This window comes from Nocardia sp. NPDC050175 (assembly GCF_044459885.1).
GTDB lineage: Bacteria > Actinomycetota > Actinomycetes > Mycobacteriales > Mycobacteriaceae > Nocardia.
Genome location: NZ_JBITJI010000002.1, coordinates 1,144,733 through 1,157,364, shown reverse-complemented (window position 1 = coordinate 1,157,364; position 12,632 = coordinate 1,144,733). Strand labels below are relative to the sequence as shown.

The 12,632-nt window shown below is 67.7% G+C and carries 13 protein-coding genes and 2 tRNA genes; 7 read left to right on the top strand and 8 right to left on the bottom strand.

Translation table 11 applies throughout. The features are described from left to right. Window positions 1–27: 27 nt before the first annotated feature. The gene (gene argS / locus ACIBK2_RS10710) at window positions 28–1,686 is read right to left on the bottom strand and encodes an arginine--tRNA ligase (protein ID WP_396965783.1); all 1,659 of its coding nucleotides are present in this window, start codon (window positions 1,684–1,686) and stop codon (window positions 28–30) included. Window positions 1,687–1,799: 113 nt separating this feature from the next. On the opposite strand from argS, the gene ACIBK2_RS10705 reads away from it, so the two are divergent. The 3 genes from ACIBK2_RS10705 to ACIBK2_RS10695 all read left to right on the top strand — a co-directional run bounded on the left by ACIBK2_RS10705 (window position 1,800) and on the right by ACIBK2_RS10695 (window position 3,620). Further along, complete coding sequence (locus ACIBK2_RS10705) at window positions 1,800–2,729, top strand: DUF3105 domain-containing protein (RefSeq protein ID WP_396965781.1); 930 nt, start codon at window positions 1,800–1,802, stop codon at window positions 2,727–2,729. Next, window positions 2,729–3,439 carry a DUF305 domain-containing protein gene (locus ACIBK2_RS10700; protein ID WP_396965779.1) on the top strand — a complete coding sequence of 237 codons (711 nt, stop codon included), beginning with the start codon at window positions 2,729–2,731 and terminating at the stop codon, window positions 3,437–3,439. The genes ACIBK2_RS10705 and ACIBK2_RS10700 overlap by 1 nt, the downstream gene beginning before the upstream one ends. A gap of 105 nt (window positions 3,440–3,544) precedes the next feature. Then, window positions 3,545–3,620: transfer RNA gene (locus ACIBK2_RS10695), tRNA-Arg, on the top strand. A gap of 56 nt (window positions 3,621–3,676) precedes the next feature. Here the strand turns inward: ACIBK2_RS10695 and ACIBK2_RS10690 are convergent. Beyond that, on the bottom strand, window positions 3,677–4,048 hold the full coding sequence (locus tag ACIBK2_RS10690; protein WP_396965777.1) for a hypothetical protein: 372 nt from the start codon (window positions 4,046–4,048) through the stop codon (window positions 3,677–3,679). Between the two features lie 197 nt (window positions 4,049–4,245). On the opposite strand from ACIBK2_RS10690, the gene ACIBK2_RS10685 reads away from it, so the two are divergent. Both ACIBK2_RS10685 and ACIBK2_RS10680 read left to right on the top strand, forming a co-directional pair. Next, window positions 4,246–4,836, top strand: coding sequence for a hypothetical protein (locus ACIBK2_RS10685; RefSeq protein ID WP_396965775.1), 591 nt, complete (start codon window positions 4,246–4,248; stop codon window positions 4,834–4,836). A 16-nt stretch (window positions 4,837–4,852) separates the two neighbouring features. Then, window positions 4,853–6,274: a metallophosphoesterase gene (locus ACIBK2_RS10680; protein WP_396965773.1), complete on the top strand. Its 1,422-nt coding sequence runs from the start codon at window positions 4,853–4,855 to the stop codon at window positions 6,272–6,274. A 109-nt stretch (window positions 6,275–6,383) separates the two neighbouring features. Here the strand turns inward: ACIBK2_RS10680 and ACIBK2_RS10675 are convergent. Then, window positions 6,384–6,458 (bottom strand) — tRNA-Cys (locus ACIBK2_RS10675). A gap of 140 nt (window positions 6,459–6,598) precedes the next feature. Between ACIBK2_RS10675 and ACIBK2_RS10670 the strand changes: the two genes are divergently transcribed. Both ACIBK2_RS10670 and ACIBK2_RS10665 read left to right on the top strand, forming a co-directional pair. Continuing rightward, the gene (locus ACIBK2_RS10670; RefSeq protein ID WP_396965771.1) at window positions 6,599–7,141 is read left to right on the top strand and encodes a MarR family winged helix-turn-helix transcriptional regulator; all 543 of its coding nucleotides are present in this window, start codon (window positions 6,599–6,601) and stop codon (window positions 7,139–7,141) included. A 135-nt stretch (window positions 7,142–7,276) separates the two neighbouring features. Further along, window positions 7,277–8,335, top strand: coding sequence for an Hsp70 family protein (locus ACIBK2_RS10665; RefSeq protein ID WP_396965769.1), 1,059 nt, complete (start codon window positions 7,277–7,279; stop codon window positions 8,333–8,335). A gap of 58 nt (window positions 8,336–8,393) precedes the next feature. On the opposite strand, the gene ACIBK2_RS10660 is transcribed toward ACIBK2_RS10665, so the two are convergent. The 5 genes from ACIBK2_RS10660 to ACIBK2_RS10640 all read right to left on the bottom strand — a co-directional run bounded on the left by ACIBK2_RS10660 (window position 8,394) and on the right by ACIBK2_RS10640 (window position 12,632). Then, complete coding sequence (locus ACIBK2_RS10660; RefSeq protein WP_396965767.1) at window positions 8,394–9,170, bottom strand: enoyl-CoA hydratase; 777 nt, start codon at window positions 9,168–9,170, stop codon at window positions 8,394–8,396. A 126-nt stretch (window positions 9,171–9,296) separates the two neighbouring features. Further along, a complete protein-coding gene (locus tag ACIBK2_RS10655) occupies window positions 9,297–9,482 on the bottom strand; it encodes a DUF6374 family protein (protein ID WP_396965765.1) in 186 nt (61 codons plus the stop codon). A 63-nt stretch (window positions 9,483–9,545) separates the two neighbouring features. After that, a complete protein-coding gene (mmsB, locus tag ACIBK2_RS10650) occupies window positions 9,546–10,445 on the bottom strand; it encodes a 3-hydroxyisobutyrate dehydrogenase (protein WP_396965763.1) in 900 nt (299 codons plus the stop codon). Further along, window positions 10,438–11,496 carry an enoyl-CoA hydratase/isomerase family protein gene (locus tag ACIBK2_RS10645; RefSeq protein WP_396965761.1) on the bottom strand — a complete coding sequence of 353 codons (1,059 nt, stop codon included), beginning with the start codon at window positions 11,494–11,496 and terminating at the stop codon, window positions 10,438–10,440. Before ACIBK2_RS10645 ends, mmsB begins: the two co-directional genes overlap by 8 nt. Beyond that, window positions 11,493–12,632, bottom strand: coding sequence for an acyl-CoA dehydrogenase family protein (locus ACIBK2_RS10640; RefSeq protein ID WP_396965759.1), 1,140 nt, complete (start codon window positions 12,630–12,632; stop codon window positions 11,493–11,495). The genes ACIBK2_RS10645 and ACIBK2_RS10640 overlap by 4 nt, the downstream gene beginning before the upstream one ends.

Sequence of the window (12,632 nt, the reverse complement as noted above, 5' to 3'; positions counted from 1 at the left end):
CGCTCGTCTGAAAAGTCTTGTGCCCGTTCACATGCGCTCCGGTGCGCTGACGCCGAGCAGGGCGAGGCCGTTCGCGAGGACCTGACGGGTCGCGTTGACCATCACCAAACGCGCGGCATTGGTCGGGCTGACCGGCTCGTCGCCGAGGGGCAGCACGCGCAGGTTCTTGTTGGTCTGGAAGCGGTGGTAGGTACCGGCCAGTTCCTCCAGGTAGCGGGCCACCCGGTGCGGCTCGCGCAGGCCGGCGGCGCTGCTCACCACCCTGGGGTACTCGCCGAGGGTGCGGATGAGTTCGCCCTCCTCGTCGGAGGTCAGCAGCGCGAGATCCGGTGTCACCTTGTCGTATTCGAGCTCGGCGGCATTGCGCGCGATCGACGCGGTCCGCGCGTGCGCGTATTGCACGTAGTAGACCGGGTTTTCGCTGCTCTGGCTGGTCCAGAGGTCGAGGTCGATATCGATGCTCGAATTCACCGAGGAGCGAACCAGCACATACCGGCCCGCGTCGATGCCGATCGCCTCGACCAAATCCTCGAGGGTGACCACGGTGCCCGCACGCTTGCTCATTTTCACGGCGACACCGTCTTTGAGCAGATTCACCATCTGCCCGATCAGCACCTCGACGGTGGCCGGATCATCCCCGGAAACCGACGCGATCGCCTTCAACCGACCGATATAACCGTGATGGTCGGCGCCGAGCATGTAAATGCACAGATCGAAACCGCGATCCCGCTTGTTCTGGAAGTAGGCGATATCGCCCGCGACATAAGCGGGCTTGCCGTCGCTTTTGATGACAACGCGATCCTGATCGTCACCGTATTCCGAACTCGCGATCCACCAGGCGCCGTCCTTTTCATAAAGGTCGCCGGAATCCTTGAGCTTGGCGACGGCCTGCTCCACCGCGCCGGACTCGAACAGCGAGCTCTCGTTGAAGAACACGTCGAAGTCGGTGCCGAACTCGTGCAGCGACTGCCGGATCTGCGCGAACATCAGCTCGACGCCCTCGGCGCGGAACAGCTCCTGCCGTTCGTCCTCGGGCAGCGACGGCGCCTCCGGGTGCGCGGCCACGATGGTGGCCGCGATCTCGCCGATGTAGGCGCCCGCGTAGCCGTCGTCCGGGGTCGGCGCGCCGGTGGCCGCCGCGACCAGCGACCTGGCGAACCGTTCGATCTGCGCGCCGTGATCGTTGAAGTAGTACTCGCGCACCACGTCGGCGCCCTGCGCGGCCAGGATCCGGCCGAGCGCGTCGCCCGCCGCGGCCCACCGGGTGCCGCCGAGATGCACCGGCCCGGTCGGGTTGGCGGAAACGAACTCCAGGTTGATCCTGGTGCCCTTCAGCGTCTCCGAGCTGCCGTACGCGGTCCCGGCGGCGAGCACCTGCTCGAGGATCGCGCCCTGCGCGGACGCGGCGAGCCGGATGTTCAGGAAGCCGGGCCCGGCCACTTCGGCGGAGGCCACCTCGTCGGCGGCGCTGAGCGCCTCGGCGAGCCAGGTCGCCAGATCGCGCGGATTCGCGCCTGCCTTTTTCGCGACCTTCATCGCCACATTCGTGGCATAGTCACCGTGTTCAGGGTTGCGGGGGCGCTCGACAGTGACCTCGTCGGGCAGGACCGCGGGGTCCAGTCCGCGTTCGACAAGCACCTTCGCCGCAGTGGCGCGAAGGAGATCTGCAAGGTCAGCTGGAGTCACGAGTCTCTATCCTATGGTCTTGGCGGGTGTACACCTCGAGTGGGCACTGCGCCGGAACCGTCCGCAATCCACAGCACGTGCGGATCCATCACTTCGAGAGAGCACAACGAGCGATGCCGAGTAGTCCCAGCGCCAAATCGGCCAAGGCCGCCGCCAAGTTGTCCGGGTCCCGCAAAGGGGGCGGGCGCGGCCAACTTCCCAAGAAGAATCGTCAGATCCCCTGGCTGGCCATCGGCGCGGCCGTAGTCATCATCGCACTGATCGGTGCCCTCGCCTACAGCCTGGTACCCAAGTACCAGGAGAAGGCGGACTTGGAGAAGTTCACGCCGAGCGCGGAACGCAAGGATCCCTCCGATTCGATCGCCGGCGTGGTCAAGAAGGAGTACCCGGCCGGGCTGCACATCGGCCCGACCCAGCGGGTGGCCTACGACCAGAGCCCCGCGTTCGGCGGACCGCACGACGCGTCCTGGGCGACCTGTACCGGTGTCGTGTACGACAAGCCGATCCGGATGGAGAACGCGGTGCACTCGCTCGAGCACGGCGCGGTGTGGATCGCCTACAACCCGGACAAGGTGGATGCGGCGGGCATCGCCTCGCTGAAGAGCAAGGTGCAGGGCAAGCCGTACTCGTTGATGTCGCCGTATCCCGGTTTGGACCACGCGGTTTCGCTGCAGTCGTGGGGACATCAGCTGAAGCTGGACAGCGCCGACGACAATCGCGTCGGCCAGTTCATCACGGCGCTGCGCCTGAACAACTACACCTACCCCGAGGTCGGCGCGGACTGCTCGACGATCGCGTTCGACACCGACAACCCGCCGCCGTTCGACCCGACGCCGCCCGGACCGAACGCGGTGCCGATGGACGGCAAGGGCCTGCAGCAGGATCAGGGTGAGGTCGGCGGCATGCCCGGCGGTCTGCCGGGCGTGCCCGGTGTGCCTGGCCTGCCCGGGCTGCCCGGCGCGCCGCTCCCGAACCAGCCAGCACCGCGGCCCGCGCCGAATCCGGCCCAGCCCGCGCCGGGCCAGCCGCAGCCGAGCCAGTAGTGACCACCGAGGTCGAGCCGGATTCCACGGAATCCGGCCTCGGCGCCCAGGTCCGTCGCCAAGGCACCGCGCTGCTGATTCTCGGCGTGATCGGCGCCATCCTGATCGGCGTCGCCATCGGCACGCTGATCCGGCTGCCGCTGAACAACTCGTCCGAACCGGATCCCGGCGCGGTGGACGTCGGCTTCACCCAGGACATGTCGGCCCATCACGCGCAGGCCGTCGAGATGGCGGGCGTGGTGCTGGTCCGCTCCACCGACACCGACGTGCGCCGCCTCGCCTACGACATCATGACCACCCAGCAGAATCAGGTCGGCCGGATGCAGGGCTGGCTGCAGCTGTGGGGCAAGCCCGCGCAGAGCGTCGACGGCTATATGGGCTGGATGAACGACCAGCCCGGCGGCCACGGGCACGCCGGCGCGACCCAGACCATGTCCGGCCCGATGCAGACCATGCCCGGCATGGCCACCCCCGCCGAACTCGCCGCGCTGCGCCAAGCCACCGGCCCGCAGCTCGACACCCTCTTCCTGCAACTCATGCTGCGCCACCACCAGGGCGGCCTCTCGATGATCCAATACGCGGCCCAGCACGCCGAAACCACCGCTGTGCGCACCCTCGCCGACACCATGGACAAAACCCAACGCGGCGAAGCCCAACTCATCACCACCATGCTCACCGCCCGCGGCGCCACCCCCCTCCCGCCGAACTGACCCCCAACCGCCGCCCCCGACAACCCTTTTTGGCTCCCGGCGACCGATGCGATACGCTTTCCCCGCCCGATCGGCGGCTCCCCGCCCCCGCTCGAGTCCTATCCCGCCCTCGTAGCTCAGGGGATAGAGCGTCTGCCTCCGGAGCAGAAGGCCGCAGGTTCGAATCCTGCCGAGGGCACCACCGAAAGAGGCCCCGACCAGCTGGTCGGGGCCTCTTTCGTTTAACCGCAACGGTTCTCAGGCGCAGCTGACCTGGAAAGCTGCGGTCTGGGTGGCGGCGGGGATGACGTCCACCTTGACCGAGGTTGTGCTCTTCGGCTCGCAGCCGGACGCCGACGTGAACTGGGCCAGGTAGCAGCCGGGGGGCAGGTTTGTGGTGGCGCTGCCGTCCGGGCCGGTGGCCAGGGTGGTGAGCATCGGTCCGGCCGCGCAGGTGGTGATGCCGACCTGAACGCCCGCGACGGGCGACGATTCGGACCCGGTGGTCGCCGCCTGCACCCGCAGCGTTCCCTGGCCGGCGGGCGCTGGGTCGGCCCCTGCGGTTCCCGCGCCCTGCGCGATCGCCAGCAGCCCGACGCCGAGGACGGACATGACGAATAGCCTGCGCATCCGAATCTCCTTCTGCACGAATGAAGCTGGGCGGTGATCCCGCACCCGGCCAATATAGGCGTCCGCCGACGGAACGTCGCCGTACACCCGGCGACCGGCGCGGCCGTCGCTCGGGCCGGGGCCGTTTTCCGCTCGCTCGGCGGCGCGGTTGCCGTAACCTTCGAGTGAGCCGAGGGGGGCTGACGGAGGACGAGACGATGACTTTTCCGCCGGGCGGGCAGCCGCCGCAGCAAGGACCGCAGTATCCGCAGCAGCCCACCGAATATCCGCCGCCGACCGGCTATCCGCAGGGCGGCTATCCACCGCCACCACCTGGGCGTCAGCCGTCACGCAAGAGCAAGGTCGGTCTCATCGTCGGACTGGTGGTCGTGGTGCTGCTCGCGCTCGGCGGCGTCGTGGTGCTCGGTGCCGTATTGACCGCGCACGGGAAGGGACCGCTCGCCTCCGACGGCAAGCGGATCGAGGTGGCGGTGCACGACTTCTACGACACGCTGGAGTCCAAGGGATTCCGGGCGGCCGCGGCCAAGGCGTGCGCGGCGGATCGCGCCGAGTTCGAGGCCTTGCCCGAGGAACAGAAGCAGGAATTCGAGTCGGCGACGGTCGCGGTGAACATCGATAAGATCGAAAACATCGTGATCACCGGCGAAACCGCGACCGCGCACATCGTCGGCAAGCTCACCCTCGAAGTACCGGGTCAGGCACCCGACACCGACACCAGCACCACCGAACACCTGAAGAAGGAAGACGGTAAGTGGAAGGTCTGCTCCGCGGGCTCGGGCAAGAATTGACGCCGCACCCACACGCATGAACCAGGGAGCCATCGGCAAGTCGTGCTGCGGGCCGACCCGGCGAACCGTGCTCGGCGCCATCGGTCTCGCCACCCTGCTGCCGTTGGCGCGGCCGGGTTCGGTGCGGGCACAACCGAATCCGCTGATCGCGATCGATCTGGAGGTGGTCACGATCACCGATCGGTCGGTGATCGTGACCTGGACGACGGTGACACCGGATCCGGCCGGGCGGCTGGTGCCGGTGGATGCCGACGCGGAACTGCGCCTGGCTCCGGCGGATTCGGCTCGCGCGCCGGTTCCGGTGTACGCCGACCCACAGCCGACCCCGTTCCACTACGCCGAAATCGACAACCTCGAACCCGGCCGCACTTACCGTTTCGAGGCCTGGTCCAACGGCGTACGCGCGATCCCCGCGCTCTCGCTGACCACGCTAAGTCCCGGAACACCCGAATGCACCGGCGAATTCACCACATTGGTGCCGCCGCCGGGCCGTCCGCTGCAGACCCTCGCCCTCGCCAACGACGTGCACTACGGCGAAGAAGTCAGCGGCTTGATCGTCGCCAACCTGCCACCCGGCGTCCGCCAGGACGTGCCGCCGTATCCCGAGGTGATGCTGGCCGCCCTGCTGGACGACCTACGCCGCCCCGACCGCGCCGCCGAACGACTGCTCATCGCGGGCGATCTCACCAGCGAAGCGTCCCTTGCGGATTCGCGCGCCGTACGCACGCAGTTCGACGCTTGGGGCACATTGGGCAGCGACTACCTCGTCGTGCGCGGCAACCACGATCGCCCACATGTCGGCCCCGACTACGCGGCCTGCCAACCCGCCCCCGCCGACCACTACGACTGCTGGGCGGAGGCCTTCCTCCCACGCCAGCAACTGGTCGAGCAGGAGTCCGCAGGCCTACGCCTGCTCGGCCTGGACACCAGCGAACTCGACGGTTCCGGCGGCACCATCGACCGCCCGCAATTCGACCTCTTCACCGACCGACTACGCGCCGACCCCGACCGCCCGACCCTGGTCTTCGGCCACCACCCGGTCACCATCGAATCGGGCCTGACCAATCTCGCGGGCCCCAGCTTCGTCCTCAACGGCCGCGACAGCGCCGAACTGCAGGCACTGTACGAGCGCTCCCCCGGCGTCTTCCTGCACCACAGCGGGCATACCCACCGCAACCACCGCACCCGCCCCGACACCGCCTGCGCCGTCGAATTCCTGGAAGTCGCTGCGGTGAAAGAATATCCAGGCGGCTACAGCCTGCTCCGCCTGTACGAAGGCGGCTACATGCTCAACTTCTACAAAACCCGCACCGAGGCCGCCCGCCGCTGGAGCGCGGCCACCAGAGCCGAATACTTCGGCCTACTCCCGGATTACACCCTCGGCACCACCGCAGATCGCAATCACGTTGTGTTGCGCGATTTCTCGGGACTCGGCTGACCGGTCCGGGCGCGCAGCACCAGCCGACGCGAACGGCTCGAGGTGCTCGGTTCGGCCGTGACATATGCCGAACCGAGCGTTACCGCCAGAGGCGACCCTCGAACCCTGTTGGAGCGAGCGGCGGGAATTGAACCCGCGTAAACGGCTTTGCAGACCGTTGCCTCAACCACTCAGCCACGCCCGCCTCGTGATTGATAGTGCCGTGTTCGGATGGCTCGACACACCCTTGCACTCACGCTGATTCGAAGCGGGCCGGACGCAGTGTGATCCGAAGCCGCCCTGGATGTCCCCGAACCGCGCCCGCCCGCATGGAATGATCGGAACATGTCTCGGCCACGCCCACTTCCGCTCGACCCGATCGAGGAGGCCCATCGCCAATGGGTCGGCCACGGCTGGGGCGCGGTGGCCGACGGCATGGCCGCGGTGACCTCGCTGGTGCGCGCCCAGCAAATCGTGATGGCCCGGGTGGACGAAGCGCTGAAACCGACCGGTTTGACCTTCTCTCGCTACGAACTGCTCATGCTGTTGAGCTTCAGCAAGACCGGCGCGCTGCCGATGGCGAAGGCCAGTGCCCGGCTGCAGGTGCACCCGACCAGCGTGACCAACACCGTCGACCGACTCGAGGCGGCACAGCTGGTCGAGCGGGTGCCGCATCCCACTGATCGCCGCGCGACATTGATCGAGATCACCGATGCCGGAAGAGAATTGGTCGCGCAGGCGACCGAGGAACTCAACACGAAGGTCTTCGCGCTGCCCGGCCTCGCGCCGGATCGGCTGCACACGCTGCTGCAGCTACTCGCGGAATTCCGACACGCGGCAGGCGACTTCGACACCGGCGACGAACAGGCGCGCTGGTCCGCGACCTAGCCAGAACGAGACGACCGTACTGGACGGTTCCCTACACCCGCAGATTGACCACGGGGTAACGGTCCGGCATCCAACTAGCGAATTTCCCGGCCCGTTGTCTTGGCAGCGGGCACAAAAGGGTCCACCATGTAAACCATGGTGCTGGTCTTGGGGGTATCGGCGGGCGCTGGTGGCGCACGCGCGATGCTGACTCATTCCGATCAGCCACACCTTCCGCCGATCGATCGCTGTCAGGTGCCTCGGCGCGCCGGCGGCGGAGTCGAGGAACCCGTTTTCGAGGCCATCCGCCAGATGCGCGGCGCCGCCGATCGGCGCGACGAACTGGTCACCGGAACCGCGGTCACCTGCCGCTGCACCATGCACGCCGACGCGATCCGGACCGTGGCGGGCCGCAACCGCCTCACCATCGTCGACGAGCCGCTGGCCCAGCTGCGCTATCTCCGTTTCACCGGACAGCTACCCGACGACGGCTCGGTACTGCTCTACGACCTCGGCACCTCCGGCCTGACCATCACGCACGCCGACTGCCGCAACGACACCATCCTGGCGGGCAAACGCAGCACGGTGCTCGGCGGCGACGGCTACGACGCGCTGCTGCGCTGGCAGCTCGCGCGCGGCGGCGTGCTCACCGACAAGCTGACCAGCCGCAAGCATCGCGAGGCGTTGAGCAGCGAGCGGGTGGTCACCGCGATCGACCCGATCTCCGGCGGCCGCGAGGTGGTCACCCGCAGCGACCTGGCGGAATTGTGTGCCGCGAGCATCCATCACTCGGCGTCGTTCGTGCGTCAGCTCATCGAGGAGAGCGGCGTGCGGCCCGAGGCGCTGGTGCTGCTCGGCGGCTGCACCCGCAATCCGAGCATCCGCGACGAGCTCGCGGAATTGATCGACCTGCCGATCATCTACGACCCGGAACCTGACTACGTCTCGGCTCGCGGCGCGGTGCTGCTCGCGGCCGAACGGCACAGCGGCGACGTGCGGATGCACCGCGCACGGGCAGGCGCGGCGCTGTCCGCGTCGCTGGTGCACGGCCCGGTCGACCGCCGCAAGCTCATCGCCGCCGTCGCGGTGACCGCGGCCCTCGGCGCGACCATCGCGGGAATCCTTGCGATGGACCGGCCTTCGGCCGAACCGAGCCACGGCAACCCGTCGACACCGGCGGAGATCGTCGGACCGTCGCCCGCGCATTTCGGCTAGCCCGACTTTCCCCGGCTAAGTGGATAGACATTCTGCTGGGGAACTCGCGTCGACAGGATCAGCGGTTGGTGAATTTCGCGGGACGCTTCTCCACGAAGGCGGTCATGCCTTCCTTTTGATCGTCGATCGCGAAGAGCGAGTGGAACACTCGGCGTTCGAAACGCAGGCCCTCGGCGAGGGTGGTTTCGAAGGAGCGGTTCACCGATTCCTTCGCAATCATGGTGACCGGCAACGACATCGACGCGATGGTGTCGGCGACCTCGAGCGCGGTATCGAGCAGTTCGGCGGCGGGCACGAGGCGCGAGACCAGTCCGGCGCGCTCGGCCTCCTCGGCGTCCATGTTGCGACCGGTGAGCACCAGGTCCATCGCCTTGGCCTTGCCGACCGCGCGGGTGAGCCGCTGCGAGCCGCCGATGCCGGGGATGACGCCGAGCTTGATCTCCGGCTGGCCGAACTTCGCGGTGTCAGCCGCGATCAGGATGTCGCAGATCATCGCCAGCTCACAGCCGCCGCCGAGGGCGTATCCGGCCACCGCGGCAATGGTCGGCTTGCGGAACTGGGCGAGCCGGTCCCAGCGCGCGAAGTAGTCGTTCAGGAACATGTCCATGTACGACTTCGGCTGCATCTCCTTGATGTCGGCCCCCGCCGCGAAGGCCCGCTCCGATCCGGTGATGACCACGGCGCCGACCTCGTCATCGCGTTCCAGCTCGTCGAGCGCGGCGATGACGTCGTCGAGGACCTGGGCGTTGAGTGCGTTGAGCGCCTTCGGGCGGTTCAGCGTGATCCAGCCGACCCGGCCCTTGCGCTCCAGCAGAATCGTCTCGAATTCGGTCACTCGGCACCTTCTAGGTCGGATGGTCAGGAATATCGGTGACGATACAGGAGGTGGGTTTGCGGGCCCCTCCACAACGTCCCGGCAATATGCTAAAGCTTTTATGGCGCAACAGGATTGGATAAATCCCTAGTCGACGTCACCTCGGTCACGGGTCAATTCCGTATAGACCCGCAACCCCTCGGCGATCTTCCCCGCCGCATTCTCGAGCTGCTCGGGCGGCAGGTACTTGCCGAACGCGGCCGCGTCGAGCAGCTGGTCACGGACCTGTTCGAGGTTCATCCTGGCCCAGTCCTGGCGGGAGAGTGGAGACACGGCTCGAACAATACCTCGAGTCGAACGCATGTTCGAGACGTGTCATCCATTGTTTTGCCGCGGTCAGGCGCCCGGTCCGGGGCGATCACTCCGGTCTCGGACCTCGGTGACGATGGCCGAGAAATCACGTCCGCCGGACGACTCGTTGAACCGGTTGTAGATCTCGGCCGCGAGCAGGCCGAGTTGGCCGTCGATGCCGTTCTCGCGCAACGCATTTGCGGCCAGGCCCAGATCCTTGTTCATCAGGGCGGTGGCGAAACCGGGCTGGTAGTCGTTGTTCGCCGGGCTGGTCGGCACCGGGCCTGGCACCGGACAGTAGGTGGTCAGCGCCCAGCTCTGGCCGGAGGCGGTGGAGACCACGTCGAAGAACGACTGGTGGGTCAGCCCGAGCTTTTCGCCGAGGACCAGGGCCTCGGAGAGGCCGATCATCGAGATGCCGAGCAGCATGTTGTTGCAGATCTTGGCGGCCTGGCCGACGCCGGAGCCGCCGCAGTGCACCACCTTGCCGCCCATTACCTCGAGCAGCGGCAGCGCGTCGGCGAAGTCCTCGGCGCCGCCGCCGACCATGAAGGTCAGCGTGCCCGCCGCCGCGCCCGCGACGCCGCCGGAGACCGGTGCGTCCAGCGCGCGGTGGCCCGCGCCGATGGCGAGGACCGCGGCCGACTTGGCGTCGGCGACATCGATGGTGGAGCAGTCGATGAACAGGGTGCCCGGCTTGGCGGCGGGCAGCAGTTCGGCATACACGTCGAGGACGAGTTTTCCGTTGGGCAGCATGGTGATCACGACACCGGCGTCGGCCGCCTCGACGGCCGTGCTCACCACGGTGGCGCCGTCCTTGATGGCCTGCTCCTGCGCAGCGGGCACCGGATCGTAGGCCAGCACTTCATATCCGGCCTTGACGAGGTTCGCCGCCATCGGCGCACCCATGTGGCCGAGTCCGAGGAATCCGATCTTCTCAGTCATTGCTCACCAAACCCAGTTCCTGATCGCCCAATTCGGCGAAGTATGCGTCGACCTGCGCGGTGGTGACCTCGGCGAGAGTCGCCGGTGACCACTGCGGATTGCGGTCCTTATCGATAACTTGCGCGCGGATGCCTTCCACCAGATCGGGCGAGGACAGCGCCGCGATGGAGACCCGGTATTCCTCGTTCAGCACCGTCTCCAGGTCCGGCGCGGTGCGCGCCGAACGCAACGACCGTAACGCCACCTTCAGCGCGACAGGCGATTTCGTCAGAATGTCGGCGGCGGCCTTGGCGGCCTCCGGTGCCTCGTGTGCCTGCAGCCGGGCGACGATCTCCTCGACGGTGTCCGCGCGGTAGCACTCGTCGATCCACGCCCGCTGGCCGAGCAGGCCGGATTGCGGTGCGTCCGTAGCGAACTTGGCGATCGCGACCTCGACGGACTCGGTGCGCAGCGTGTCCAGCAGCCCCGGAAGGTGTTCGGTGGCAACAAAGTAGTCGGCGAAGCCTGCCGCGATGGCGTCGCCCGCGGTCATCCTGGCGGTGGTCAGCGCGACGTGCGCGCCGAGCTCGCCGGGGCTGTGCGCGAGCAGGTAGGTGCCGCCGACGTCCGGGACGAAGCCGATGCCGACCTCGGGCATGCCGATCTTGGACCGCTCGGTGACGATCCGGTGGCTGCCGTGCCCGGACAGGCCGACGCCGCCGCCCATCACGATGCCGTCCATCACCACCAGGTAGGGCTTCGGGTAGCGGCCGATCAGCGCGTTGAGCACGTACTCGTCGCGCCAGAAGCGGCCGGTCGGCGAATCCGCGCCGGTGGCACCGCCGGTCGCGTCGGTGTAGATCGCGACGATGTCGCCACCCGCGCACAGGCCGCGCTCCCCCGCACCGGTGACGACGACGGTGCGTACCTCGTCGTCGTCCGCCCAGGCGCGCAGTGCGTCGGTAATGGCAAGTGTCATCGCGTGATTCAGCGCGTTGATGGCCTTGGGCCGGTTCAACGTGATGAGCCCGAGCCCATCGCGCTTGTCGATCAGGACTTCCGGTTCCGTCATGCCGCTCCTACCACCGCGCGGGCGACGACCACCCGCATGATTTCGTTGGTGCCCTCCAGGATCTGGTGCACCCGCAGATCCCGGACGATCTTCTCCAGGCCATATTCGGCCAGGTAACCGTAGCCGCCGTGCAGTTGCAGCGCCTTGTTCGCGACCTCGAAGCCCGCGTCGGTCGCGAATCGCTTTGCCATCGCGCACAACTCGACCTTGTCCGGCGCGTCGGCGTCGAGCGCCGCCGCGGCCCGCCACAGCAGGGTGCGGGCGGCCTCCAATTCGGTTCGCATGTCGGCGAGTTGGAAGCGCAGGGCCTCGTTATTCAGCAACGGCTTGCCGAAAGCCTGACGCTCCGCCAGATACGGCACCGTCTTGTCCAGCGCCGCCTGCGCGCCACCGACCGAGCAGGCGGCGATGTTCAACCGACCGCCGTTGAGTCCGTTCATCGCGATGCGGAAGCCATCACCTTCCGCGCCGAGCAGGTTCGCCGCGGGCACCCTGGCGTCCTCGAAGATCACCTGACGGGTCGGCTGCGCGTGCCAGCCCATCTTTCTTTCGTTGGCGCCGAACGAGACTCCCGGCGTATCGGCGGGCACGATGAACGCCGAGACGCCGCGGGCGCCGTCCGCTCCGGTGCGCGCCATCACCACGTACACGTCGGTGGCGCCCGCGCCGGAGATGAATTGTTTTGTGCCGTTGAAGATGTAGTCGTCACCGTCGCGAACGGCCTTGGTGCTCAAGGCCGCCGCGTCCGAGCCGGCCCCGGGTTCGGTCAGCGCGTAACTCGCCAGCAGCTCCATCGACGTCAGCTTCGGCAGCCAGCGCGAGCGCTGTGCGGCATCGCCGTAGCTGTCGATCATCCAGGTCGCCATGTTGTGGATGGAGATGTAGGCCGCGATGGCCGGGCAGCCGGTGGCGAGCTGCTCGAAGATGCGCACGGCGTCGAGCCTGCGCAGGCCCGAACCGCCTACGTCCTCCTGGACGTAGATGCCGCCGAGGCCGAGCGGGCCCGCCTTGCGCAGCACGTCGACCGGAAAGTGTTTCTGCTCATCCCATTCCAGGGCGTTCGGGGCGAGGAACTCGTCGGCGAATCCGCGCGCGGTGTCGCGGATCGCCTTCTCGTCTTCGTCGAGGATGAACAT